The following is a 25,989-nucleotide window of genomic DNA, read 5'->3' on the forward strand; positions in this document are numbered from 1 at the left end:
ATTGTTTAACGGCTAAACGAAATATCGTTTTTGCATATCTTAATCACGTCCCAGCATAACAAACAAGCTAAACCATCATTTTTTACATATAACCAGCGCCGCGTTGGCGGCGCCATCCCCCTCCAGAATCGCGGTTGCCAAGGCCTGGGTCCGCGGCAGAATGTACGCGGCGTAAAAAACGCAGCTTGCCAGCTTGCGGGCATGGAAGGCGTCGCCGGCACCGCTTGGCATAATCCGGCAGCACGCGAGGGCGGCACGCGCCATTTGCCATCCGGCCAACACGAATCCCGACAGCATCAAGTACGGAACGCTGCCCAAATACACCGCGCGCGGCTCTTTAGAGGCCGTGTCCAGCACGTAGGCGACCGCCTGCTCATAAGCTTGTATCGCCGCCTCGAAACGCCGCGCAATCAAGGCCAGTTCGCCGGAACCCGAAACGGCGCCCGTTGCCCCTGCTGCCGACGCCCCCGTGCCTGGTCCTGACCTCCCCCCCGAATCCGCTTGCGCTTGCAGTTCGGCCAGCGTGGCGCGCATGCGCCTGGCCAGCTCGGCAGCCACCTTGCCGCCATCGCGCAATGTTTTGCGGCCGACCAGGTCATTGGCCTGAATGGCGGTCGTTCCTTCATAAATTGGCAATATCCGCGCATCGCGGTAATGCTGTGCCGCCCCTGTCTCTTCGATAAATCCCATGCCGCCGTGCACTTGCACGCCCAGGGACGCCACCTCGACCGCGTTTTCCGTGGAAAATCCCTTAACGATGGGAACGAGATAATCGAACAAGGCCTGGTTCCAGGCACGCTCGCGTTCATCGGGATGGCGCAGCGATTTGTCGCGCGCACCAGCCGCGCAATACGCCAAGGCCCGCGCGCTTTCGGTCAACGCACGCATGCTGGCCAGCATGCGCTGCACATCGGGATGCTGGTCTATCGTGACGGACCGGCCCGGGTTGTCCAGCGCCTGGCCCTGCACGCGCTCGGCCGCATAGGCCTGCGCCTGTTGCAAGGCACGTTCGGAAACCGCAATCCCTTGCAGGCCCACCGCAAACCGTGCCGCGTTCATCATGATGAACATGTATTCAAGCCCGTGCGTTTCCTCGCCGACCAAATAGCCGACCGCGCCGCCCTCGCCCACTTCGCCTTTTCCCGCACCATACAACAGCACGGCCGTGGGGCTGGCATGGATGCCCAGCTTATGTTCGATGGAAGCACACCACACGTCGTTGCGCGCCCCCAAAGAGCCATCTTGCGCGGTCAGGAACTTGGGCACGATGAACAGTGAAATGCCTTTGACTCCGGCTGGAGCGTCGGGCGTGCGGGCCAACACCAGGTGCACGATGTTTTCAGCCAGATCGTGCTCGCCGTAAGTGATGAAGATCTTCTGTCCGCTAATCCGGTAAGTGCCGTCGTCCTGGCGTACCGCCTTGGCGGCAACGCGCGCCAGATCGGACCCAGCCTGGGGCTCGGTCAAGTTCATGGTGCCGGTCCAGCGGCCCTGCAACAGCGGCGGCATGAACGCCGACTGCTGTTCCGGGCTGCCTACGCGCGTAAGCGCCTCGATAACGCCGTCCGTCAGCAAAGGACATAAAGAAAACGACAGATTGGCCGCGTTCAGATTTTCGCTGGCGGGCGCGCCCACCAGTTTGGGCAAGCCCTGGCCGCCCCACTTCGTATCGTGCTGCAGGCCTTGCCAGCCCGCGGCCGCAAACTCATGGAAAGCCTTGGCGAAACCCGCGGGCATCGTCACCGTGCCATCGGCCCATTGCGCCGATACCCGGTCGCCGACTCGGTTCAAAGGAGCCAGCGCCTGCTCGACGAATTTGCCGTTTTCTTCGAGTACAGCCTGCACCAAATCTCTGGAACAGTCCTCGAACCCCGGCAAAGCCAGTACGCCGGGCAGGTCTGCCAACTCGTCAAGCACAAACAGAATGTCCTGAATGGGTGCGCTAAAAGCCATTGCAATCTCCGGATAATGGGCAAACCGCCACCGCGGCCTGGCACCGGGCCTTACCCGTTTGCCCGCTGGATAAAAAGGTATACAGGCATATTGCGGCCTTTAATCGCCTTTGGCAACCTTGCGGCAGGCCCACAATAAAAAAATTCCCCGCAGGCGAACCCGAGGGGAATCTCTATAAAGAACTCTGGCCGAACGGCTGGAGCATCTTGCGGCACAAGGGCCGCAAACCTTATGCGCAAACCTTACAGTGCGGCGGCCAGCTCAGGCACGGCCTGGAACAAATCGGCAACCAGGCCGTAATCGGCCACGCCGAAAATGGGAGCCTCGGCGTCTTTGTTGATGGCCACAATGACCTTGGAGTCTTTCATGCCGGCCAAATGCTGAATGGCCCCCGAAATGCCCACGGCCACATACAGCTGCGGCGCAACGATCTTGCCGGTTTGGCCCACCTGCCAGTCGTTGGGCGCATAGCCGGCGTCGACCGCCGCGCGCGACGCGCCAATAGCCGCGCCCAGCTTGTCGGCCAAGGGCTCGAGCAACTTGAAGTTTTCTGCACTGCCCAGACCGCGGCCGCCCGAAACCACTTTGCCCGCGCCAGCCAGTTCGGGGCGGTCATTCTGGGCCAATTCACGGCTGATGAACGACGACAGGCCCGAATCGGCGACCGCGTCGACAGACTCGATGCCGGCCTGGCCGCCGGTGGCGGCCACAGGGTCGAAACCGGTCGTGCGCACGGTAATTACCTTGATTGCGTCGGCGGACTGCACCGTGGCAATTGCGTTGCCGGCATAAATGGGCCGCGCAAAGGTATCGGCCGATTCGACCGCAATAATATCGGAGACCTGGGCGACATCAAGCTTGGCGGCCACGCGCGGCGCCACGTTCTTGCCGCCCGCGGTAGCAGCGAACAGAATGTGGCTGTAGTTTTGCGCCAGCGCCAGCACTTGGGCCGCGACGTTTTCGGCCAGGCTGTCGGCCAGGGCGGGCGCATCGGCGACCAGGACCTTGGCCACGCCGGCTGCCTGGGCGGCCTGCTGGGCTACAGCCTGCATGCCGGCACCAGCCACCAGAACGTGGATGTCGCCACCGATTTTCTGGGCCGCGGCAATGGTATTGAGCGTTGCACCCTTCAGGTGCGCATTATCGTGTTCTGCAATGACAAGGATCGACATGATTAAATTACCTTTGCTTCATTTTTGAGTTTGTCGACCAACGTTGCAACATCGGGGACGACGATGCCGGCGGACCGGGCTGGCGGTTCGGAAACCTTCAGGGTTTTAAGGCGCGGCGCAACATCGACGCCCAATTCCTCGGGCGTGACGACGTCGAGCGTCTTTTTCTTGGCCTTCATAATGTTGGGCAGCGTCACGTAACGCGGCTCGTTAAGGCGCAAGTCGGTCGTGATGATGGCCGGCAGCTTCAGCGACAGAACTTCCAGCCCGCCGTCGACTTCGCGAGTGACCTTGACGGTATCGCCTGCGACTTCGACCTTGCTGGCGTAAGTGGCCTGGGGCCAGTCGAGCAAGGCGGCCAGCATCTGGCCGGTTTGGTTGGCATCGTCGTCGATGGCCTGCTTGCCAAGAATGACCAGCTGCGGCTGTTCTTTGTCGACCACCGCCTTGAGCAGCTTGGCTACGGCCAGGGGCTGAAGTTCGGCATCGGTCTGTACCAACATGGCGCGGTCTGCGCCAATGGCCATCGCCGTACGCAGCGTTTCCTGGCATTGCTGGGCACCGCAGGAAATGGCGATGACTTCGGTTGCAACCGAGTTTTCTTTCAGGCGTGTTGCCTCTTCGACTGCAATTTCGTCAAAGGGGTTCATTGACATTTTGACGTTGGCAATATCCACGCCGCTTTGATCCGACTTTACGCGCACTTTGACGTTGAAATCAACTACACGCTTGACAGGCACTAATACCTTCATCGAGCCTTCCTCCAGAGAAATAAATTAAAACCGCCCTGCTTTTATGCCGTGCACGCCCGTCAGGGCAATACTGCCGGCAAGCAGTTTCGATCAAGCCAAAAAAAACATTGTGCCATTTTACAGCTTTGCCAAGGCCTTAATATGAGCTACGGCGCTACGCCCCAACGCCGACAGGTTATAACCGCCTTCCAGAAAGCTGACGATACGCCCCTGCGCGAACTCATCGGCAATCTCGACGACCCGGCTGGTGATCCAGGCATAGTCGGATTCGACCAGCCCCAACTGCCCCATGTCGTCTTCGCGGTGCGCATCGAAACCCGCCGAAATAAAAATGAATTCGGGCTGAAACTGGCGAAGGCGCGGCAGCCACGAATCGTTGATCACTTCGCGTATGGCTTCGCCGGACGTATAAGCATCCACTGGTACATTGACCATGTTTTTAACACAATTTTGAGTGTGTACGTTAGGAAAAAATGGATGTTGATAAAAACCACACATTAAAACCTGATCGTTTCCCGCGAAAATCTCCTCTGTACCATTGCCATGGTGCACATCGAAGTCAATAATGGCTACTCTGCGTATTCCGTATTTTTCAAGCGTATACGCTGTAGCTACGGCAAGATTGTTAAAAAAACAAAACCCCATGGCGCGAGCGGGGCCCGCATGATGCCCTGGCGGGCGCACCGAGCAGAACGCGGTTTGCGCTGTTTCCTCCATAATGGCGTCGACCGCCGTTATGCCCGATCCCGCTGCGGCATAGGCCGCTTCCAGAGTGTGCGGGTTCATGAGGGTGTCGGGGTCGATCTGGGCATAGCCCTGCGCGGGCAGCAAGGTGTCCAGCCGCGCCAGGTATTCGGGCGCATGGACCCGCAGCAGATCGTGGCGGGTCGCCACGGCGGCCGTTTTACTGCTGACAAGGCCCATGATGCCGCTGGCAAGCAATTGGTCGTTGATGGCGTCCAGCCGGCTCGGGCTTTCGGGGTGCCAATCGCCCATTTCGTGCAGATGACAGGCGGGGTGGGTAATATATAGCGTTTCCATAAGGGATGATTATGTTCAAACCCGCCCATGTATTGCAAGTCGCCCTCGTAGCCATCGTACTGGCGGGCTGTGCTTCGTCCCCAAAAACCCCGGTTACGGCGCTGCCCGCCGACACGCAGGCGCAGTCCGCAGCGGCATCCGCCCCGGCAGAAAACGGGGCCGCGACAGGCAAAGGCAGTCCATCGCAACGCAACGGCCGGGCTTCCGTCGCGGCAGCCCGCTCGGCCCAGGGCCAGGAAGGATTTCTAGCTCCCAACGGAACTTTGCTGCCCGATGTTCAAGTGTATGCCGCACAAGTCGCGCAAACCCGCAACATTCCTTTGGCGCAGGTACAAAGCCTGTTGAAGGAAGCGCGCTACAACGCCACCGTCGCGCGGCTGATGACCCCCAGCCCCACGCGCATCCGCCGCAGTTGGTTCACTTACCGCAACCGCTTCATCGAGCCTGTGCGCATCAAGGCCGGCGTCCAGTTCTGGCAAGAGCACCGCGCCAAGCTGGACAGCGTCGCAAAGCAATACGGCGTTCCGCCGTCGATCATCGTTGCCATTATCGGCGTAGAAACCATTTACGGCCGCCATATGGGTAACTTCCGGATTCTGGATGCGCTGGCCACACTGGGTTTCAGGCATCCCGACACTGCCCGTCCCGAACGCAGCCAGCTATTCCGCGACCAACTGGCCGACCTTATCCAGCTCGATGCCCGCCGCGAGCTGGACGCACGCACCGAGACTGGTTCTTTTGCGGGCGCGATGGGCCTGCCCCAGTTCATGCCGGGCAGTATCCTGCGCTACGCCGTCGACGGCGACAAAGACGGGCACATCGACCTGCGCACCAGTCCCGACGACGCCATCGCCTCGGTTGCCAGCTTCCTGCGCCAGCACGGCTGGCAACCCGGCTTGCCGGTATTCGCCCCGGTCGCCCTGCCGGGCGATGCCGCAAAATTGGTCAAGGGAGGACTGGAGCCCACCTACACATGGGAACAATTGCGCCAACTGGGCGCCAGAGAACGCCAAAGCCCGCCGCCCTACGCTTGGCGGGAACACCTGCTGGGCATCGTCGACCTGCTGGACGAACCGCGCGGCACGGCTGAATACCGCACTGGAACGCCCAACTTCTTCGCCATCACGCACTACAACCGCAGCTACTTTTATGCAGCTTCGGTGGCCGACCTGGCACAAGAGCTGGCCAACCGAGTGGGCTACGGGGCACCCAACTGACACGTGCCGAATCCGGCCGACATGCGGGCACCAACGGTTGCCGTCGACACATTCTTCAACACTCATTGCTTTGGCCGCCGTGGCTCACGGTGTTACTCTAAATATTCTGCCTTGAATACCTGACGGCTCATTGGGATGTTCGTACATGTCGACACAATCTGAATCCATTGCACAAGCACCAATAACGCAAGAACCCATCACTCGCATTGAATCCGGCAGCATCGTCACCGCGCACACGGCTGCTGCCGCCGAACTGGCGCATGGCCTGCTGGCCGACGCGGCCTTCGTCTCGCCAAAATATCTGTACGACACGCTGGGGTCGAAACTGTTCGAAGCACTTTGCCTGCTGCCCGAGTACTACCCCACCCGCACAGAAGACGCCATCATCGGCACCCACATGGGGGACATCCGCGAAGCGATCGGCACCGGCGCTACGCTTATTGACCTGGGCGCCGGCAACTGCGCCAAGGCGGCGCGCTTGTTCCCGGCGCTGGCGCCGCGCCACTACGTACCCATAGATATTTCCAAAGAATTCCTGGTGCATGCCGCTGCTCAATTGCAGCGGCGCTATCCGCAAATGCACATTACCGCGCTGGGTCTGGATTTTTCACAAGAACTGGTATTGCCTTCGTCCATCCCGGCCGAACGACGCGTGTTTTTCTATCCCGGTTCGTCCATCGGCAATTTTTCACGCGCCCAGGCCAGCATGTTTTTGCGGCGCATACGCGCGGCCTGCGATGACGATGGCTCAGTACTCATCGGCATCGACCTCATCAAGGATGCCGCCATGCTGCAGGCAGCATACGACGACGCGCTGGGCCTGACCGCTGCCTTCAATCTGAACTTGCTGCGCAATGTGAACCGCCTGCTGGGGTCCGACTTCGACGTCGCCGACTGGATGCATACGGCATATTTCAACCAGCGCGAACAGCGCGTTGAAATGCATTTGCAGGCGCGCCGCCCCGCGGTCGTGCGCTGGCCCGGCGGACGGCGCGCCTTCGATGAGGGCAGCCGCATACACACGGAAAACAGCCACAAATACACATTGCCTTCTTTCACCCGCATGCTGGCGGAAGCCGGTTTCGAGCATGCCAGCGCCTGGACCGACGAAAACGGCTGGTTTGCCGTGGTCCATGCCCGCGCCGCATGATAGTCGCCGAGCAAGCAATGACTATTTTCAGTTCCCTGCTCGATCGCTACGAAAGCGTCAGAAGCGCATCGATGGCGCTTGCCGAACCGCTTTCCGACGAAGACTGCTGCGTGCAGTCAATGCCGGACGCAAGCCCCATAAAGTGGCATCTGGCCCATACCAGCTGGTTTTTCGAGACCTTCATCCTGGAAAAATTCGAAGCCAATTTCAAGCCCTTCCATCCGGCCTTTCGCATGCTGTTCAATTCGTACTATAACGGGGTCGGAGCGCGGCACCCTCGCGCCCGCCGGGGCCTGATCACGCGCCCATCCCTGGCCGAAGTCGAAGACTACCGCAGCCAGGTCGATGCCCGCATGGAGGCCTTGCTGCTCATTGCGGCGGCCCCTACCTACATCCCCTCGCCCGAGCTGGAACAATTGATTACGCTGGGCTTGAACCACGAGGAACAGCACCAGGAGCTGATGCTTACCGATGTTTTGCATCTGCTCTCGAACAATCCGCTTTATCCCGCCTACACCGAACGGCGCATGGAACCGGCAGCCTCGGCGCATGCGCTGCAATGGGTGGCCGTGCCCGAAGGCATAGTCGAAATCGGCCACGCAGGCGGCGGATTCTGCTTCGACAACGAACTGCCGCGCCACCGCCATTATGTCGAGCCATTCGAACTGGCCTCGCGCCTGGTAAGCAACGCCGAATACCTGGCCTTCGTGAAAGCCGGCGCCTACGACGACCCCAGCTTGTGGCTGGCCGAAGGATGGGACTGGCTGCAAGCCAACAACATCAGCCACCCTTTATATTGGCACCGCTCCAAAGACAGCTGGTATGAATTCACCCTGAATGGGCTGGTAGAACTGGACGGCGAACGCGCGGCCCGCCATGTCTCTTTTTTTGAAGCCGACGCCTACGCCCGCTGGTCGGGCGCGCGGCTACCGACCGAAGCCGAGTGGGAATGCGCGGCTTCGCGCCAAGCAGCGCTTTCGGGCGAGGCCGGGCAAGCCGGTTCGGTCAGGTTGACCCAACTGCTGGACACGGGATGGCAATGGACTTGCAGCAGCTATGCGGCTTACCCGGGCTTCCAGCCCGCCGCCGGAGCCGTCGGCGAATACAACGGCAAATTCATGGTGAACCAGTATGTTTTGCGCGGGGGCTCGTGTGCCACGCCCCCGGGGCACAGCAGGCTGAGCTACCGTAATTTTTTCCCCAGCCATGCGCGCTGGCAATTCAGCGCCATCCGGCTTGCCCGTTCTGCGGCATGAAAGCGCCGGCATGCGGTGACAGGCTGAATAATGGCCACAGCACATGCGCTGCGGCGCAAGCACGCGTCCAGGCTAATTGAATACGCCGGTCGACATATAACGGTCGCCCCTGTCGCATACGATGAAGACAATGGTGGCGTTGTTCGCGCGTTCGGCAACCCGCAGCGCCGCAACCAGCGCGCCCGCCGATGAAATGCCGGCAAAAATACCTTCTTCGATCGCCAGGCGCCGGGCCATGTCTTCGGCTTGCGTCTGGCTGATAAGCTCGAATGCATCGACATTTTCGGGGTGGTAGATTTTAGGCTGGTAGGCTTCCGGCCATTTTCGAATGCCGGGAATCTGCGAGCCCTCGGCCGGCTGTGCCCCCACGACCTGGATGGACGGATTACGGCTGCGCAAATACGTGCCCACCCCCATGATTGTGCCGGTCGTGCCCATGGCGCTGACAAAATGCGTGATCTCGCCGTCGGTCTGCTGCCATATCTCGGGCCCGGTCGTCTCAATATGCGCACGGGTGTTGTCGGGGTTGGCAAACTGGTCCAGCACCTTGCCTTTGCCGTCCTTCTGCATTTGCGTGGCCAGGTCGCGGGCATATTCCATGCCGCCCTCTTTAGCGGGCGTCAGTATTAGCTTCGCGCCGTAGGCCGTCATGGAAGCGCGCCGTTCCAGTGAAAGATTGTCGGGCATGATCAGCGTCATTTTGTAGCCGCGTACCGCAGCCACCATGGCCAGCGCAATGCCGGTGTTGCCGCTGGTGGCTTCGATAAGCGTGTCGCCCGGCTTGATTTCGCCGCGCTCTTCAGCGCCGCGGATCATGGAATGAGCGGCACGGTCTTTGACCGAGCCGGCCGGGTTATTGCCTTCGAGCTTGGCCAGGACAACATTGCCGCGGGCTTCGATTGCCGAGCCGGGGATACGCTGCAAACGTACCAGCGGAGTCGAGCCGATTGTGTCTTCGATTGTGGAGTACTTTTTCATAGAAGAAATAATACACCCAACCTGCACCGGTACGGAATAAACCCCTACGCCGCGCTGTAGCCTGACAGCGCTTTACTTTGTGCCGGGCTTGCCGCCCCGCGCCGGGACGGCGGACGCGGCGCGAGGCGAAGGGGAGCCCGCAGTGGCTGCGCCTGCCATACTGAGGCTGCTTGCCGCGCCTCCGACTGTAAGGCCTGAAGCCTGCATCGCCGCCGCTTTCTTGGGGCCTATTCCCTTTACCCGTTCTGAAAAGTCGTCGAACGATTCATATTTACCGCCACGGGTACGCTCTTCGATGATTAGTTGTGCGGTCTTGGGCCCAATACCCCGTACCGCGCGCAATTGTTCGGCCGTAGCGGTATTGACGTCGACCGCATGCGCCAGGCTGGACGCGGCCAGGCCAAGCCCCAAAGCCAGCAGTATCCGTGCGCTGGCGGCGCTGAGCGAGCGACCTTTTAAACGCCGGCCCAAGGCCTGTAAAAAAGCCAGGCGCGCGACATGTGCCTGGCCTGAAGGAGCAGCGGCATCAGATGGGGCGCCGGACGAAGCATCGGGACCCTGCGCGGGTATGGCACTGGATTGTGCAGGGTTCTGCGCCTGCGTGCTTTCCGATAAAGGACGAGCTACTGTGGATTCGGTAAACGGGTTCATGGCAAGCTCCAAAAGTGGAATAAACCTACAAACCCGGGCGTGCCCGCATCCCCCCGCGACCGAAGAGGACGCCAGTATTGCAGCCCTGGGTACGAAGTTCCATCTTGAAGTGCCGCCGATAAAACCGATAGCTGGCAGGCAGGCAAAGATCCATGGGTAAAACTACAAAGCTGCGGCCGGCACAATGCCGCAAGCGACAGCACAAAAACCTTACCGGCCCTAGCCCCGCTGTTTAAATCCTGCCTTGCTTGAGCAGACTGCTTGCATATTCGGCCACGCCGGTTTGCACGTCGCGCATCGGCTTCGTGAAGCCGGCTGCCCGCAGCTGGCTCAGGTCGGCCTCGGTATAGCTTTGATAGCGCCCTTTCAAATCGTCGGGAAACGGTATGTAGCGTATCAGTTGCTGTTCGACCTGCTGCGCCAGCGACAAGGCCTCGAGCCCTGCATCGGCGCGCAGCGCGTTGACGACGGTACTTGCCACGTCGTTAAAAGGCTGGGCGCGCCCTGTACCGCAATTGAAGATGCCCGAGGTTTCGGGGTGGTCGAGAAAGTGCAGATTCACGTCGACCACGTCGTCGATATGAATGAAGTCGCGCAATTGCCCGCCGTCGGCATAGCCGTCCCAGCCGCCGAACAGGCGGACATGCCCTTCCTTGCGGAACTGGTTCATGTTGTGGAATGCGACCGAAGCCATGCGTTCCTTGTGCTGTTCGTTGGGGCCGTATACGTTGAAGTAGCGCAAGCCCACGACAGGCGCGGCCAGGTCATGGAGATGCCGGCGCAAGACCTGGTCGAACAAGAACTTGGAATAGCCATAGACGTTCAAAGGCGATTCGTGGCGCAAGTCTTCTATATAAACCGGGCCGGCCCCATACACGGCGGCCGAAGAGGCATACAGCAAAGGCACTTTTGCGGCCTGGCAATACTGAAAGATTTCCAGGGTGACACGATAGTTGTTGTCAAGCATGTAATGGCCGTCGCGCTCGGTCGTATCGGAACAGGCTCCCTGGTGCAGGACTGCTTCGATATCGTCAAACTGGCCTTGCCGCAAGCGCTCGCGAAAGTCGTCTTTGTGCAGGTAGTCGGCGATCTTGCCGTCGACCAAGTTCAAGAACTTGTCGCCCTGGGTCAAGTCGTCGACCACTAAAATATTATCGTACCCGCGCCGGTTCAAGCCCCGCACCAGGTTGCTGCCTATGAAGCCGGCTCCGCCTGTGACCACTATCATGCCAATTCTCCCGCCGAGACCACCGAAGTGCCCAGCTTGCCAACCACAATACCGCCCGCCCGATTTGCCCAGTCGACGGCTTCAAACCACGGCAGGCCCGCCGCCCGCATGACCGCCAGCGTGGCCAGCACCGTGTCGCCCGCACCCGATACATCGAAGACCTCCTGGGCCTGTGCATCGATGTGATGGCGCCCCTGTTCGCTGAACAGGGTCATGCCTTGTTCGGAACGAGTAACCAGCAAAGCTTCCAGCCCCAGTTCAATACGCAGATGCTGCGCCCTTTCGGCAAGCTCGTCTTCGTTCTGCCAGCGCCCAACGGCCTCCTGCATTTCTGCGCGATTGGGCGTGATGATGGTAGCCCCCGCGTAGCGCTTGTATAAATGCCCCTTGGGATCGACCAGGATAGGAACGCCCTGCGCACGCGCAGCCTTGATCAAGGTTTCCACCTGCGCCAGCGTGCCCTTGGCATAATCGGAAAGCACGACCATGCTGTGCGTGGACAGCAGTTCTTGCATGTCGGCCTGAACCCGAACCAGGCTTGCGGGGCTCGGCGTTTCTTCGAAGTCGATACGCAGCAGTTGCTGCTGGCGCCCAAGCACTCTCATTTTAAGCGTGGTATGCAGAGCGGGGTCGTCGATAAGCGATTGCTCTATGCCTTCGTCGGCAAGCAGGCTGCGCACTTGGCGGCCCGCTTCGTCATCACCCACCACGCCGATCAGCGTGGCGCGGGCGCCCAGGGCAACGATATTGCGCGCCACGTTGGCCGCGCCGCCCAATCTGTCTTCACGGTGCGCGACACGCACCACCGGGACGGGCGCCTCGGGGGAAATGCGGTCGACTTCGCCGAACCAATAGCGGTCGAGCATGATGTCGCCGACCACCAGAACATTGACTTTATTTACAGCATCGGCCGGAAACGGCTTCATTTGACTTCCTCTAGGCGAAGAGGCTGGTAGGTTTCCCAGGAATTGCATCCCGGGCACTGCCAATAAAAATGCCGGGCCTCGAAACCGCACACATTGCAAGCGTAGCGATCCAGGCGTTGCGTATGCTTGTGAATGAGCGAACGCAGCAAGCTTAGATCGGCGTCGGAAGTTATCTGCGTCAGGCTGGATCTGTCGCCGGCCGCCAGTTCAATTTCCAGCAGACGGTCCAGCCCAAGCAGCGAAGGCTGGGCGCGCAAGGCATCGCGCGCGAACTCCCAGGCAACATCGTGGCCTTGCTGCGCGCGCATCTCGCGAAACACCACATTGAAAGTATCCAGCGTAGGATGGCGCAAGTAATGTTTTTTCAGCACCGCCAGCCCATCGGCCTCGCGGCCGACACTGCGATAGCTCTTGATCAAATCGTCGGCGATCAGCCCCCCGTACTCGGGTGCAATGGCCAATACCGATTCCAGATACGTGCGCTCCGATTCGGCGTTGTTGCTTAACTTGGCCAGTGCGGCCCGCAACATGGCAATGCGGGCCTGCGAAGGCTGCCCGCGTTCCTGGCCGTGCAAAGCGGCCGCCGCGTTGTCGGCAGCATCGAGCGCCGCATTGGCCTCGGCGATATTGGGCGGCTTGGCGGCCAGCGCGGCCTGCACTTGTTCGCACTGATAATGCACCAATTGCGGAACCGGTTCGTCGATCAGCGCGCGCAGCCGCTTGACGGCTTCGATGGCCCGGGGCCAATCATGCTCGGACTCGTAGATGCGAATAAGAGCACGCACTGCCGGTACCGCAAAGCGCGTATCCATGACTTGCTGAAACGCCAGTTCGGCGCGGTCCAGCATGCCCGCCTTGAGATAATCCTGGGCAATCTCATGCTGCGCGTGCTCGCGTTCGGCAACGGGCAGATCAGCGCGCGCCAGCAGGCTTAGATGCACCCGTATGGCTCGCTCCATTTCGCCGCGGCGCCGAAACAGGCTGCCCAGGGCGAAATGCAATTCGGTTGTTTCAGGGTCCAGCTTGGCCACTTCGACAAAGGCATCGATGGCGCGGTCGGGCTCTTCATTCAGGATGAAGTTCAGCCCCTTGAAGTACGAATCGGGCAAGGCGCGGGTTTCGGACAACATCTGCCGAATGTCGACGCGTGCCGCTATCCAGCCCAGCGCAAACAGCACCGGCACTGAAATCAACCACCAGGGTTCGAAATCCACGGTTTCAGCCTCGCTTGATCACAAGGGCGCCAGCGGCGCTATCGTTTCAGGAGAGATGCCTTGTGCCGCGGCGGCGGACGGGCTCTCCGGCTCTTGCAAGCGCTGCACCTCGCGCCGCAGCCGGCGGATCTCGCGGCGACGCCGCAGCCCGGCCGGAAGCACCGCCAGCAGCGCAAACACCACGCCGGCAACAAATGCGGCCAGCATGACCACAATCAGCGGCACGCCCGCAATAATATGGTCGGCATAGAAACGGACATCGACCGGGTCGGTGTTTTTAAGGGCGAACAACAGCACCAGCACAAACACCAGCAGCCTTAGTATCCAGACCAGATAGCGCATAACAAAACTCCAATAGCTCGGGAATGGGGTAATTGTAAGGGGAATCGCCCCCCTCGCCGAACCTGGGCACAAAGTTTTTCGATTGCGCCCAGATCGAACCTCGACCAACGCTAAAGAAAACAGGCCTCCCGATTTACCGGGAGGCCTGTTCAATTCAACACTGCAATACTTTGCGGGAAGTGTTCAGCCGTGCATGATGCGGGAGTCGGCTTGCAACGATACGAAGTCGGCCTCGTTGGCCGCTTTGACTTCTTCATCGAATGCGGCATCGACCCTTTCGCGCAATTCCTTGCCCGCTTTGAAGTGCGGCACCCGTTTACCGGGCACCATCACTTTTTCTCCGGACTTCGGATTGCGCCCCACGCGCGGCGAACGCTCTGATAGCGAAAAGCTGCCAAAACCGCGGATCTCGATGCGTTGACCATTGGCCAGGGCCTGGGTCATGGCATCGAGCACCGTCTTGACGGCAATATCGGTATCGCGCACGGCCAGCTGCGGGTAGCGGCTGGCCAGGATTGCGATCAGTTCTGACTTAGTCACACTGATTAACCGTCGTCGCGTTGCTGATCCAGCTTAGCTTTAAGCAAAGCGCCCAGGTTAGTGGTGCCGGACGAGGCGCTTGCATCGGACATGCGCTGAATGGTGTCGGCTGTTTCGGCATTGTCGCGGGCCTTGATCGACAACTGAATCGCACGCGTTTTGCGATCGATGTTGATGATCATGGCTTCGACGTTTTCGCCAGCCTTCAGTACGGTCGTTGCATCTTCGACGCGGCCCGAAGAGATCTCGGAAGCGCGCAAATAGCCTTCGACGTCGAGCGACAGGGTTACGACAGCGCCCTTGGCTTCGACAGACTTGATCACGCCAGGAACAACCGCGCCCTTGTCGTAGGTGCCCACGAAGTTGTTGAACGGGTCGCCTTCAAGCTGTTTGATACCCAGCGAGATGCGTTCTTTGTCGGTGTCGATGCCCAGTACAACAGCGTCGATCTCGTCGCCCTTCTTGAAGTTGCGCACAGCTTCTTCGCCTGTTTCGGCCCACGAAATGTCGGACATGTGAACCAGGCCGTCGATGCCGCCAGGCAGGCCGACGAACACGCCGAAGTCCGTGATGGACTTGATGGCGCCGCGGACTTTGTCGCCGCGCTTGAAGTTGATGGAGAACTCTTCCCAGGGATTCGCGCGGCACTGTTTCATGCCCAGCGAAATGCGGCGGCGTTCTTCGTCGATTTCCAGAACCATGACTTCGACTTCATCGCCCAGCGTAACCACTTTGCGCGGATCGATGTTCTTGTTGGTCCAGTCCATTTCGGAAACGTGCACCAGGCCTTCAATGCCCGATTCCACTTCAACGAACGCGCCGTAGTCGGTCAGGTTGGTAACCTTGCCGAACAAACGGGTGTTTTGCGGATAGCGGCGAGCCAGGCCGACCCATGGGTCTTCGCCCAACTGCTTGACGCCCAGCGAAACGCGGCTGCGCTCTTGGTCGAACTTGAGGACCTTGGCTTCGACTTCCTGGCCCACTTGCAGGACTTCGGAAGGGTGGCGAACGCGGCGCCATGCCATGTCGGTAATGTGCAGCAGGCCGTCGATACCGCCCAGGTCGACGAACGCACCGTAATCGGTGATGTTCTTGACCACGCCCTTGACCACAGCGCCTTCGCTGAGGGTTTCGAGCAGTTTCTGGCGTTCTTCGCCCATGCTGGCTTCAAGCACCGAGCGACGCGACAGCACAACGTTGTTGCGCTTGCGGTCAAGCTTGATGACCTTGAATTCCATGGTCTTGCCCTCGTAGGGCGTGGTGTCTTTGACGGGACGCAGGTCGACCAGCGAACCAGGCAAGAACGCGCGGATGCCGTTCGTCATGACGGTAAGACCGCCCTTGACCTTGCCGGTAATCGTGCCAGTGACCATTTCGCCGGACTCGAGCGCCTGCTCGAGTTGCAGCCAGGCCGAGAGGCGCTTGGCGCGGTCGCGCGACAGGATGGTGTCGCCATAACCGTTTTCGAGCGAATCGATGGCTACGGAAACGAAGTCGCCGGGCTGGACTTCGACTTCGCCTTGATCATTCAGGAATTCTTCAAGTGGGATAAGCGCTTCGGACTTGAGGCCGGCATTGACCACGACAAAATTATGGTCGATACGGACGACTTCAGCGGAAATGACTTCACCGGACTTCATGTCCTGGTTCTTGATACTTTCTGCAAACAAGTCGGCAAAGCTTTCGCCGCCGGAGGCGGCTGGGGTTGGAATGGAGGACATTAAATAATTCCATTAAGCCGGAATGGCTGTTAAAAACACACTGGGGCCTAAGCCCTGGTGGAGTGAGTAGAAGCCTGCAAAAGCCTGTTGTTACGTATCACCTGTTACGTATCACCTGTTACGTATCACCTGTTACGTATCAGTTTTACGTACCAACTACGCCTTTGAAGACACCAATTTCGACCAAAGGCCGAGAACTGCATCAACCGTTTCATCGATGCTTAAATTCGACGAATCGATAGTAATTGCGTCCGCTGCAGCAACCAGCGGCGCATTCGTGCGAGAACGATCGCGCGCATCACGCGCTTCCATATCTTGCATGAGGTTTGCTAGATTAGCAGAAAAACCCTTTTCCTTCAACTGCTTACATCTTCTTTGCGCACGGGCCGCCACATCGGCCACAAGAAATATCTTCAGGGGCGCATCGGGAAACACCACCGTGCCCATGTCGCGCCCGTCGGCGACCAGGCCCGGAGCCTGCCGGAATACTCGCTGGCGATCGAGCAAAGCCTGGCGCACTTCGTTCACCGCGGCTACCTGCGAAGCCAGATTGCCCACCACTTCAGCCCGAATGCGGTCGGTAACATCCTGGCCGTGCATGAAAACAAGCCCGCCTTCAAAGCGCGCATCGAGTTCGCGGGCTGCATTCGCCACCGCCGCTTCATCGGCCGGATCTATACCCGAATCCAGGCAAGCCAGCGCGGTAAGCCGATACAAAGCCCCGCTATCAAGCACGGCCCAGCCCAAAGCCTGGGCTACACAATGGGCAATCGTGCCCTTGCCCGACGCGGTCGGGCCGTCAATGGCAATGACGGGGGCTTTATCGGCTGAACTCATGCATGAACCAGGCTATGGAAAACAGAAAAATAATCGGGAAAGGTCTTGACGACGCAGTCGGGATCGAGAATTGTAACCGGCGCTGGGCCGAACGATGCCAGCGAAAAACACATCGCCATGCGATGATCGTCGTACGTGGCAATGCTGGCCGCCCGCCACTGCCCGGGCTCCATGGGATATACCCGTATCCAGTCCGGCCCCGATTCCACCTTCGCGCCCAGCTTGACCAGTTCGGTATGCATGGCGTGAATCCGGTCGGTTTCCTTTACCCGCCAACTGCCGATATTGCGCAATGTGCACGGGCCGTCGGCGAACAAGGCCAGCATGGCCGCCGTCATGGCCGCATCGGGAATCAGGTTGAAATCGCCATCGAAGGCCTTGAGCTTTTCACCGTCGGCCACACGCATGCCGCTTATTTCAAACGCATCGGCGCGCCTGAGCACGCTTGCGCCCATGGCTTCCAGCGTGTCGGCAAAGGCAATGTCGCCCTGGATGCTGGTCGAACCCACGCCGCGCACCACGACCGGACCGCCGCCGATGGCGCCCAAGGCCATGAAGTACGAAGCCGACGAAGCATCGCCCTCGATAAGCATGGAACCAGGCGAACCGTAGGCCGCACCCGCCGGAATCGTAAAGCGCTGCCAGCCCTCGCGCTGAACATGCACGCCGAAACGCGCCATCAGATTGAGCGTAATGAGGATATAGGGCTTGGAGATAAGCTCGCCATCGACCTCGATGGTAATAGCCTCGTCATACTGTGAAGTGTGGATCGGCGCGGCAAGAAGAATAGCGGTAAGAAACTGGCTGGAAACCGAACCTTTGACTCGAATAGGACTGTCCGTACGGATGCGTCCCCGCCCTATCGCCAGTGGCGGATAACCCGGGTTCCCCAGGTATTCAATCTCGGCGCCCGCATGCGTCAAGGCATCGGCCAGGTCGCCGATCGGGCGCTCATGCATGCGCGGCACGCCCGAAAGCCGATAGTCCCCGCCCATGAAAGCCAGCGCCGCCGTCAAGGGCCGGAACGCGGTACCCGCATTGCCCAGGAACAGCTCGCCGCTGGCCGCCGGAAAGCGCCCTACGCCATGGACGTCGACCTGGGCCGGCCCAACGTCATCGACAACCACGCCCAACTGACGCAGGGCGGCCAGCATGACGCGCGTATCGTCGGAGTCGAGCAGTCCATCAAGACGAGTGACGCCCTGGGCCAGAGCCGCCAGCAGCAGCACCCGATTCGAAATGCTTTTGGAACCCGGCAAGCGGACATCGCCGTGGGCAAGCCGCACCGGCGACAAACACAATTTAGGTTCTGATGTCATGACAAACCGCTCCTGCTGCCCCAAAAACGACGCGCCAGCGCCGCGCGCTCAAGAAAATCGTGCAAACCCTGGCCATCGCCATCGCGCACGCACTGCTCGGCGCGCTCCAGCGCCGCCTTGACTTCGCCCAGCTCGGACAACAGGGCTTCGCGGTTGGCCAGGAAGATATCGCGCCACATTTCGGGCGAGCCCGCCGCGATGCGGGTAAAGTCGCGAAACCCGGTGCCGGCCAGGGCCATGCGCAGATCGGAGTCGGAGGCGGCCGCCACTTGTTCCATAAAGACCGAGGCCAGGAAATGCGGAACATGGCTTACCGAGGCCAGCGCAATATCGTGCGCCTGCGCGTCCATGGTGACAACGCGCGCGCCGCAGCGCTCCCATACCTTGGTCAGCAAAGCTTTGTCCTTGGCGCTGTTTTCGGGCAAGGGGGTCAGCACCACCGTACGCTGCCGGTACAAGCCGGCATCGGCGGCGTCGGGCCCGGTCGTTTCAGAACCCGCGATCGGATGGCCCGGAATGAACTGGCCGGCCTTTTCGCCCAGCGCCGCGTAAGCTACCTGCTGAACATCGAACTTGGTGCTGCCGGCGTCAGTCACCAGCGTATGCGGACGCAAAAGCGGTGCAAGCTCCTGCAAAATGGCCGGCATCGCCCCCACCGGCACCGCCAGCACTATCATGTCGGCTTGCGCCGCCGCCTCTTCAAGGCTGGCCGCCGCGTCGATAAGCCCCAACCCGCAAGCCCGCTCGAGCGTTCGCGTCTGCCGGCCGACGCCCAGTACACGGCCCACGGCGCCCTGCTGGCGCAAGGCGGCGGCAAGCGAACCGCCGATCAGGCCGACACCCACCACCGCCAGTACGCCGACCAGTACGGGCGATGCGGCGGCCGGTGCCTCGGAATCGAAATCGCGCAGGGTCATGCGTACAGGCCCTTACTGGATGGGATAAGAGCCTAGCTCTTTAAAGAAGGCCGCACGCCGCTTCAAGTCCGCCAGGGCCTTGGTTACGGCAGGGTCGTTGCGATGGCCGAGCAAGTCGACGTAAAAATAATATTCCCACTGTCCGGTACGAGCCGGGCGCGACTCCAGCCGCGTCATGGACACGCCGTTATCGGCCAGCGGGGCAAGCATGTCGTAGACCGCGCCGGCGCGATTGGGCACGGCCAGGATCACGCTGGTCTTGTCATGCCCGGTAGGCAGGGTGTCGATAGCGCCCACGGCCAGAAAGCGTGTACGGTTTTGAGGGTCGTCCTGGATCCCCGAAGCGACAAGGCCCAGGCCCCAGGCCTCGGCCGCCATCGCACCCGCAATCGCGGCAACTGTGGGGTCCTCGGCCGCAATACGCGCCGCTTCGGCATTGCTGGACGCCGCATCGCGGATTAAACCGGGATGGTGCAGCGTCAGCCAGCTTTGGCACTGCGCCAACGCCTGCGGATGCGCCATCACGCGGGTAACGCCCTGCATATTGCCCGACTGGGTCATCAGGCAATGATGAATGCTTAAAGAACGCTCGCCCAGCACCTTCAAGGGCGAATTAAGCAGTAGATCGAGCGTGCGGTTGACCGCGCCTTCGGTGGAGTTTTCGACCGGCACCATGCCGACCTGGGCCTGGCCGGCCTCGACGGCGCGGAACACTTCGTCGAACGAAGCGCAGCGCAGCTTTTCGACCGAATTGCCGAACTGTTCAAGCGCCGCCTGTTCGGAAAACGAGCCTTGCGGTCCCAGATAGGCCACGGTCAGTACGCTTTCCAGGCCGCGGCACGCGGAAATTATCTGGGTCCAGACGGCATCGATGGCTTGCGATGGAAATGGGCCCTGGTTGGCACCCTGCAGCCGGCGAATAATGCTGGCTTCGCGCTCGGGCTTGAGGATGGGACCGCCGGCATCGAATTCTTGCTTAACCTTGCCAACGTCCAGCGCCGCTTGCGCGCGCTGGTTCAACAAGGCAAGAATTTGCTCGTCCAAAGCATCGATCCGCTCGCGCAGAGGCAATAACTGGTTTTGAAGTGAATTATCCATGGCGGCGTTCAAATTCCTGCATGAACGCTATCAAGGCGTTCACACCGTCGATGGGCATGGCGTTGTATATGGAGGCACGCATGCCTCCAACGCTTTTATGCCCTTTAAGCTGTAAAAGGCCGGCCTGGTCGGCCTGCTTCAGGAATTCGGCATTCAGCCCTTCGTCGGCCAGAAAAAACGGCACATTCATGCGCGAGCGCACATCAGCATGGACCCGATTTGCATAGAAGCCGCTGCTGTCCAGGTAGCTGTACAAGGCCTGGGCCTTGGCCGCGTTGGCCTTTTCCATGGCTGCGATGCCGCCCTGTTTCTTAAGCCACTTGAATACCAGGCCCGCCATGTAAATGGCGTAGGTTGGCGGCGTGTTGAACATGGAGTCCGCCGCCGCCACATTGCTGTAGTCAAATGCAGAGGGGCATATCGGCAATGCATGGCCGATAAGGTCGCGGCGCACGAAAACCAGCGTCACGCCCGCCGGCCCGGCATTTTTCTGGGCGCCCGCGAACACCAGGCCCGTCCTGGAAAAGTCGATGGGCCGCGACAGAATGTGCGAAGACGCATCCACGGTAAGCGCCGCATTGGGCGCACCCAGTTCGGCCAGATCGGGCCAGTCGGTAAATTCCACTCCGTCGATGGTTTCGTTGCTGCAAAAATGCACATACGACGCATCAGGACGAACCTTCCAGATAGCCGGGTCTGGAAACCAGGTCCAGGGTCCTTGCTCGGCCTCGCCGGCTTCCCAGGAGTCGCCGCTGCTTGCCGCGATGGCCACGTCGCCGTAGCGCCTTGCCTCTTTATACGACTTGTTCGACCACGAACCCGAAAGCACGTAATCGGCCTTGCCCGCGCCGCCGCGGCCAATCAGGTTCAAAGGCAGAATGGCGTTCTCGCCTATGCCCCCGCCCTGCATGAACAACACGGCAAAATCGTCGGGCACGCCCAGCAATTCGCGTAGATCGGCTTCGGCTTCGGCATGGATCTGTATGAACTGCTTGCCGCGATGGCTCATTTCCATGACCGACATGCCGCTGCCGTGCCAATCGCTCATTTCGGCGGCAGCCGTTTGCAGCACTTCCAGGGGCATGGCCGACGGACCTGCCGAAAAATTCCACGGACGCATTACTCGTCGTCTCCTGCATCCTCGCCCGAATCGGCATCATTGGCATCGCCGTCTTCAGGACCGGTGCCGTCGGAATCGCTGCCGGCGGAGCCCGCGGCGTTCAAGCCGGAATCCACGGCAGCATCGTCGCCATTGGCCTCAGATGCTTCGTCATCGTCATCGACGTCGCTTTCCGCCACGCGGCGTACGCCCGACAGCAGGGTGTTTTCGTCAACGTTGATGAGGGTCACGCCCTGGGTTGCCCGGCCCATTTCGCGGATTTCAGAAACGCGGGTGCGAACCAGCACGCCACCCGTGGTGATGAGCATGATTTCGTCGGACGGCCTGACCAGCACGGCGCCAACCACCTTGCCGTTGCGGGCGCTGGTCTGGATGGCGATCATGCCTTTGGTGCCGCGGCCATGGCGTGTGTACTCGAGTATGGAGGTGCGTTTGCCAAAGCCGTTTTCAGTGGCTGTCAGCACGCTTTGCGTTTCATCTTCGGCCACCAGCAGGGAAATGACGGCCTGCCCTTCTTCCAGCATCATGCCGCGCACGCCGCGAGCCGTACGGCCCATTGGGCGCACATCGTTTTCGTCGAAGCGCACAGCCTTGCCCGAATCGGAGAACAGCATGACGTCGTGTTCGCCATCGGTAAGGTCGGCGCCGATGAGGTAGTCGCCGTCATCCAGGGCAACGGCAATAATGCCCGCCTTGCGCGGATTGGAAAAGTCGGAGAGCGGTGTCTTTTTAACCGTGCCGCGCGATGTCGCCATGAAGACATAATGATCTTCGCTGAACTCTTTGACATTCAGCACGACGGTAATTTTTTCGCCGTCGACCAAGGGGAACATGTTGACGATGGGGCGGCCGCGAGAATTGCGCGAACCTTGCGGCACTTCCCAGACCTTCAGCCAATACACGCGGCCGTGGTCGGAGAAACACAACAGGAAGTCGTGCGTATTGGCAATGAACAACTGGTCGACCCAATCGTTTTCCTTCATTGCCGTGGCCTGCTTGCCGCGCCCACCGCGTTTCTGCGCCCGGTACTCGGAAAGCGGCTGGCTCTTGATATAGCCGCTCTGCGACAGGGTCACCACCATATCCATGGGGGTGATGAGGTCTTCGGTATCAAGCTCGGTGGCGTTGTATTCGATCTCGGCGCGCCGGGTATCTTTGGCATTGGTCGAGAATTCAGTCTTGATGGCGATCAGCTCGTCGCCGATGATCGTGGTGACGCGCTCGGGCCGGGCCAGGATATCAAGCAGGTCGGCAATGGTGGACATAATGTCTTTATATTCGCCGACAATCTTGTCTTGCTCAAGACCGGTCAGGCGTTGCAGGCGCATGTTCAGGATTTCCTGCGCCTGGACATCGCTCAAGCGATACATGCCGTCGTTTTGCAGGCCGAAGTCCTCGGTCAACCCATCGGGGCGATACGCCGCCCGCCCGCCCGGCGTGCCGCCTTCGGCACGGTCCAGCATCTCGCGCACCAGGGACGAATCCCACGTGCGCGCCATCAAGTCCTGGCGCGCCACGGGTGGCGTGGGCGCAGCCTTGATAATGGCGATGAACTCATCGATATTGGCCAGCGCCACGGCCAGGCCTTCAAGCACATGACCGCGCTCGCGCGCTTTGCGCAGCTGGAACACCGTGCGGCGCGTAACGACTTCACGACGGTGCAGCAGGAAGTATTCGACCATTTGCTTAAGATTGAGCAAACGGGGCTGGCCGTCGACCAGCGCAACCAGGTTCATCCCGAAAGTATCCTGCAACTGCGTATTCTTATACAGGTTGTTCAGGACCACTTCGGGCACTTCGCCGCGCTTCAGTTCGATAACCAGGCGCATACCGTCCTTGTCGGACTCGTCGCGGATATCGGAAATGCCTTCTATTTTCTTCTCGTTGACCAGCTCGGCAATGCGCTCTTGCAACGACTTTTTGTTGACTTGATAAGGAATGGCGTCGACGACGATGGACTGCCGATTGCCTTTCTCCATGTCTTCGAAGTGGGTCTTGGCGCGCATGATGACGCGCCCGCGCCCGGTGCGGTAGCCCTCGCGTACCCCGGACATGCCGTAAATGATTCCCCCGGTGGGGAAGTCGGGGGCCGGAATGATTTCTATCAGCTCGTCGACGCTGCAATCCGGGTTGCGCAAGCAGAACAGGCAGCCGTCGATGACTTCGGCGAGGTTGTGCGGGGGAATATTCGTTGCCATACCCACGGCAATGCCCGAGCTGCCGTTGACCAGCAGATTGGGCAGACGCGCAGGCAACAATAGCGGTTCTTGCTCGCTGCCGTCATAGTTGGGCCCGAAATCGACGGTTTCCTGGTCGATATCGGCCAACAGCTCATGAGCGATCTTGGCCAGGCGGATTTCGGTATAACGCATGGCTGCCGCGCTATCTCCGTCGACCGAACCGAAGTTGCCCTGCCCGTCGACCAACATATAGCGCAGGGAAAAATCCTGCGCCATGCGAACTATGGTGTCATAGACAGCAGAGTCGCCATGAGGGTGGTACTTACCGATAACGTCACCGACGATACGCGCCGATTTCTTATAAGCGCGGTTCCAGTCGTTGTTCAGTTCGTGCATGGCGAATAGAACGCGGCGGTGCACTGGCTTGAGGCCATCGCGTACATCCGGCAAAGCGCGCCCGACAATCACGCTCATGGCGTAGTCGAGATAACTGCGGCGCATTTCCTCTTCCAACGAAATTGGAAGGGTCTCCTTGGCGAAGGAATCCATAGAAGTATCTAAAAGGTAAAATCGTGATGGTGACCGCTAGCGGGCGAATAGGAAATTCTAGCACTTCCCCCTTCGGCACATATAAGACAGCCCCACTAAAAGACCTGGACGCATCCGGACAGCGCAAAACCGCACTTTTGCTTATGCGAGGTGAGAAACCACATTAAGTAGTAGCCCCTGTTGCCTAAATCCAACATTAATGCAAAAGTTACGGTAGAATTCCGTCTATCTGGCTACCAGACGTAAAACGGGCTTAGCTTAGCCAGCGGAAATGCCGTAAGATTTGCCCTAACAACGAATGATATACAGTGCAATTCTTTGTTTGAACACACTGCGTTGCTATACTGGTTACGTTTTGGTTTTCTTTATTTTTATATGTGCGGCGGAGGTTCGCTGCGATCACTTACCAGCATTAAGCTCAATGAGGAGAAACATGAACAAACCCTCCAAAATCGCATTAGCGCTCGCCATTGCAGCCTTCTCGGCTTCGGGTGCAGTATCTGCGCAAACAGTCGATAATTGGCAAAATTCGGACGGTCACGTTTGGAAAAACGGTACCAACGAACTATGCTGGCGCGACAGCTTCTGGACCCCTGCAACCGGCATCGCCGGCTGCGACGGCGTGCCAGTCGCTCAAAACAATGTGGTCGCACCTACGTCCACTAAAGTCGTCCTGAATGCAGATACGTTCTTCGACTTCGACAAGTCCACCATCAAGCCTGAAGGCCGCCAGGTTCTCGACCAAGTTGCTCAGCAAGCTGGTTCGATCAACCTCGAAACCCTGATCGCTACCGGCCATACCGACTCCATCGGTACTGATGCTTACAACCTGAAGCTCTCGCAGCGCCGCGCCAATGCCGTCAAGGCATACTTGGTGCAAAAAGGCATGGACCCCAACCGTATCTATGTTGAAGGCAAGGGCGAAGCACAACCCATCGCCAGCAACAAGACTCGCGAAGGCCGTGCTAAAAATCGCCGCGTCGAGATCGAAATCGTTGGCGTTCGCAAATAATACCTTCGGGTAATATTTGTTGCCGCAACGGCTACAATAAAGGGCCCCGCATAGCGGGGCCCTTATTCATTTCAGCAGGCCCCTTATGACAGCAACTACCTCCTCCGCCCCTTCTGCGAACGTCGACCAGGCCGAATTGGACAAATTCAGCGCCCTCGCCTCGCGCTGGTGGGATCCTGAAAGCGAATTCAAGCCGCTGCATGCCATCAACCCGCTAAGACTGAACTGGATCTTGCAGCATGCCGGCCCGTTATTGGGCAAGAGGGTCCTTGATGTAGGCTGCGGCGGCGGCATTCTGTCTGAAAGCATGGCGCAGGCGGGCGCGGACGTCACCGGCATCGACCTGGCCGAAAGATCCCTCACGATCGCCAAGCTCCACAGCCTGGAATCGGGCGTCAAGGTCGATTACCGCGCGGTCAGCGCCGAACAGTTCGCCACCGAGCAGCCTAGCCAATTCGACGTCGTAACATGCATGGAAATGCTGGAGCACGTTCCCGATCCCGGCTCCATCGTCCAGGCATGCAGCCAATTGGTCAAACCGGGCGGTCACGTGTTCTTCTCCACACTTAACCGCAACCCAAAGTCTTTCTTGTTCGCGATCGTCGGCGCCGAATACCTGCTGCGCCTGCTGCCGCGCGGCACCCACAGCTACGAAAATTTCATCAAGCCCAGCGAACTGGCCGCTGCGGCGCGGCGCGCAGGCCTAAGCCTGACCGAACTGGCCGGCATGGAATACAACCCCATCACCGACATTTACAAGCTTTCCCGCGATACCTCGGTCAACTACCTCGTCGCCACCCGGCGCGAAGCCTGATA

General features: G+C 59.8%; 23 protein-coding genes. 5 read left to right on the forward strand and 18 right to left on the reverse strand.

Features of this window, described 5'->3' with window-relative positions; translation table 11 throughout:
• Positions 1-75: 75 nt before the first annotated feature.
• From DFR37_RS01800 to DFR37_RS01815, 4 genes are all read right to left on the reverse strand, one after another.
• Positions 76-1,953: an acyl-CoA dehydrogenase gene (locus DFR37_RS01800; RefSeq protein WP_113931530.1), complete on the reverse strand. Its 1,878-nt coding sequence runs from the start codon at positions 1,951-1,953 to the stop codon at positions 76-78.
• Positions 1,954-2,195: 242 nt separating this feature from the next.
• Positions 2,196-3,125 (reverse strand): electron transfer flavoprotein subunit alpha/FixB family protein, encoded by a 930-nt coding sequence (locus DFR37_RS01805; RefSeq protein ID WP_113931531.1) that lies wholly within the window; start codon positions 3,123-3,125, stop codon positions 2,196-2,198.
• Positions 3,126-3,127: 2 nt separating this feature from the next.
• Positions 3,128-3,877 (reverse strand): electron transfer flavoprotein subunit beta/FixA family protein, encoded by a 750-nt coding sequence (locus DFR37_RS01810; RefSeq protein WP_113931532.1) that lies wholly within the window; start codon positions 3,875-3,877, stop codon positions 3,128-3,130.
• Positions 3,878-3,994: 117 nt separating this feature from the next.
• Positions 3,995-4,918: a histone deacetylase family protein gene (locus tag DFR37_RS01815; protein ID WP_113931533.1), complete on the reverse strand. Its 924-nt coding sequence runs from the start codon at positions 4,916-4,918 to the stop codon at positions 3,995-3,997.
• Positions 4,919-4,929: 11 nt separating this feature from the next.
• Here DFR37_RS01815 and mltB point away from each other — a divergent pair, with 11 nt between their 5' ends.
• The 3 genes from mltB to egtB all read left to right on the forward strand — a co-directional run bounded on the left by mltB (position 4,930) and on the right by egtB (position 8,541).
• Positions 4,930-6,135, forward strand: coding sequence for a lytic murein transglycosylase B (gene mltB, locus DFR37_RS01820; RefSeq protein ID WP_113931859.1), 1,206 nt, complete (start codon positions 4,930-4,932; stop codon positions 6,133-6,135).
• 145 nt (positions 6,136-6,280) lie between these two features.
• Positions 6,281-7,285 carry an L-histidine N(alpha)-methyltransferase gene (egtD, locus tag DFR37_RS01825; protein ID WP_113931534.1) on the forward strand — a complete coding sequence of 335 codons (1,005 nt, stop codon included), beginning with the start codon at positions 6,281-6,283 and terminating at the stop codon, positions 7,283-7,285.
• A gap of 17 nt (positions 7,286-7,302) precedes the next feature.
• Positions 7,303-8,541: an ergothioneine biosynthesis protein EgtB gene (gene egtB, locus DFR37_RS01830; protein ID WP_113931860.1), complete on the forward strand. Its 1,239-nt coding sequence runs from the start codon at positions 7,303-7,305 to the stop codon at positions 8,539-8,541.
• A gap of 72 nt (positions 8,542-8,613) precedes the next feature.
• On the opposite strand, the gene cysM is transcribed toward egtB, so the two are convergent.
• The 14 genes from cysM to gyrA all read right to left on the reverse strand — a co-directional run bounded on the left by cysM (position 8,614) and on the right by gyrA (position 24,161).
• Complete coding sequence (cysM, locus tag DFR37_RS01835; RefSeq protein WP_113931535.1) at positions 8,614-9,519, reverse strand: cysteine synthase CysM; 906 nt, start codon at positions 9,517-9,519, stop codon at positions 8,614-8,616.
• Positions 9,520-9,591: 72 nt separating this feature from the next.
• The gene (locus tag DFR37_RS01840; protein WP_113931536.1) at positions 9,592-10,170 is read right to left on the reverse strand and encodes a ComEA family DNA-binding protein; all 579 of its coding nucleotides are present in this window, start codon (positions 10,168-10,170) and stop codon (positions 9,592-9,594) included.
• Positions 10,171-10,402: 232 nt separating this feature from the next.
• On the reverse strand, positions 10,403-11,398 hold the full coding sequence (gene rfaD / locus DFR37_RS01845) for an ADP-glyceromanno-heptose 6-epimerase (protein WP_113931537.1): 996 nt from the start codon (positions 11,396-11,398) through the stop codon (positions 10,403-10,405).
• Positions 11,395-12,324 (reverse strand): D-glycero-beta-D-manno-heptose-7-phosphate kinase, encoded by a 930-nt coding sequence (gene rfaE1 / locus DFR37_RS01850; protein WP_113931538.1) that lies wholly within the window; start codon positions 12,322-12,324, stop codon positions 11,395-11,397. The genes rfaD and rfaE1 overlap by 4 nt, the downstream gene beginning before the upstream one ends.
• Positions 12,321-13,538: a lipopolysaccharide assembly protein LapB gene (gene lapB / locus DFR37_RS01855; protein WP_113931539.1), complete on the reverse strand. Its 1,218-nt coding sequence runs from the start codon at positions 13,536-13,538 to the stop codon at positions 12,321-12,323. Before lapB ends, rfaE1 begins: the two co-directional genes overlap by 4 nt.
• Positions 13,539-13,556: 18 nt before the next feature.
• The gene (locus tag DFR37_RS01860) at positions 13,557-13,880 is read right to left on the reverse strand and encodes a lipopolysaccharide assembly protein LapA domain-containing protein (RefSeq protein ID WP_113931540.1); all 324 of its coding nucleotides are present in this window, start codon (positions 13,878-13,880) and stop codon (positions 13,557-13,559) included.
• Positions 13,881-14,063: 183 nt separating this feature from the next.
• On the reverse strand, positions 14,064-14,420 hold the full coding sequence (locus tag DFR37_RS01865) for an integration host factor subunit beta (protein WP_113931541.1): 357 nt from the start codon (positions 14,418-14,420) through the stop codon (positions 14,064-14,066).
• 5 nt (positions 14,421-14,425) lie between these two features.
• A complete protein-coding gene (rpsA, locus tag DFR37_RS01870) occupies positions 14,426-16,141 on the reverse strand; it encodes a 30S ribosomal protein S1 (protein WP_113931542.1) in 1,716 nt (571 codons plus the stop codon).
• A gap of 156 nt (positions 16,142-16,297) precedes the next feature.
• Positions 16,298-16,978 carry a (d)CMP kinase gene (gene cmk / locus DFR37_RS01875; RefSeq protein WP_113931543.1) on the reverse strand — a complete coding sequence of 227 codons (681 nt, stop codon included), beginning with the start codon at positions 16,976-16,978 and terminating at the stop codon, positions 16,298-16,300.
• Positions 16,975-18,297 (reverse strand): 3-phosphoshikimate 1-carboxyvinyltransferase, encoded by a 1,323-nt coding sequence (gene aroA / locus DFR37_RS01880; RefSeq protein ID WP_113931544.1) that lies wholly within the window; start codon positions 18,295-18,297, stop codon positions 16,975-16,977. Before aroA ends, cmk begins: the two co-directional genes overlap by 4 nt.
• Positions 18,294-19,214 carry a prephenate dehydrogenase gene (locus DFR37_RS01885; protein ID WP_113931545.1) on the reverse strand — a complete coding sequence of 307 codons (921 nt, stop codon included), beginning with the start codon at positions 19,212-19,214 and terminating at the stop codon, positions 18,294-18,296. The genes aroA and DFR37_RS01885 overlap by 4 nt, the downstream gene beginning before the upstream one ends.
• Before the next feature lie 12 nt (positions 19,215-19,226).
• Positions 19,227-20,312 carry a prephenate dehydratase gene (gene pheA / locus DFR37_RS01890; protein ID WP_113931546.1) on the reverse strand — a complete coding sequence of 362 codons (1,086 nt, stop codon included), beginning with the start codon at positions 20,310-20,312 and terminating at the stop codon, positions 19,227-19,229.
• Positions 20,305-21,432 carry a 3-phosphoserine/phosphohydroxythreonine transaminase gene (gene serC, locus DFR37_RS01895; RefSeq protein WP_113931547.1) on the reverse strand — a complete coding sequence of 376 codons (1,128 nt, stop codon included), beginning with the start codon at positions 21,430-21,432 and terminating at the stop codon, positions 20,305-20,307. Before serC ends, pheA begins: the two co-directional genes overlap by 8 nt.
• Entirely contained in the window at positions 21,432-24,161 is a 2,730-nt protein-coding gene (gyrA, locus tag DFR37_RS01900; RefSeq protein WP_113931548.1) for a DNA gyrase subunit A, read from the reverse strand. Before gyrA ends, serC begins: the two co-directional genes overlap by 1 nt.
• 433 nt (positions 24,162-24,594) lie before the next feature.
• Here gyrA and ompA point away from each other — a divergent pair, with 433 nt between their 5' ends.
• On the forward strand, positions 24,595-25,173 hold the full coding sequence (gene ompA / locus DFR37_RS01905; RefSeq protein WP_113931549.1) for an outer membrane protein OmpA: 579 nt from the start codon (positions 24,595-24,597) through the stop codon (positions 25,171-25,173).
• An 85-nt stretch (positions 25,174-25,258) separates the two neighbouring features.
• The gene (gene ubiG, locus DFR37_RS01910; RefSeq protein WP_113931550.1) at positions 25,259-25,987 is read left to right on the forward strand and encodes a bifunctional 2-polyprenyl-6-hydroxyphenol methylase/3-demethylubiquinol 3-O-methyltransferase UbiG; all 729 of its coding nucleotides are present in this window, start codon (positions 25,259-25,261) and stop codon (positions 25,985-25,987) included.
• Positions 25,988-25,989: the final 2 nt, after the last annotated feature.

Origin of the sequence: Eoetvoesiella caeni (genome assembly GCF_003315175.1) — a bacterium.
GTDB classification, from domain to species: Bacteria; Pseudomonadota; Gammaproteobacteria; order Burkholderiales; family Burkholderiaceae_B; genus Eoetvoesia; species Eoetvoesia caeni.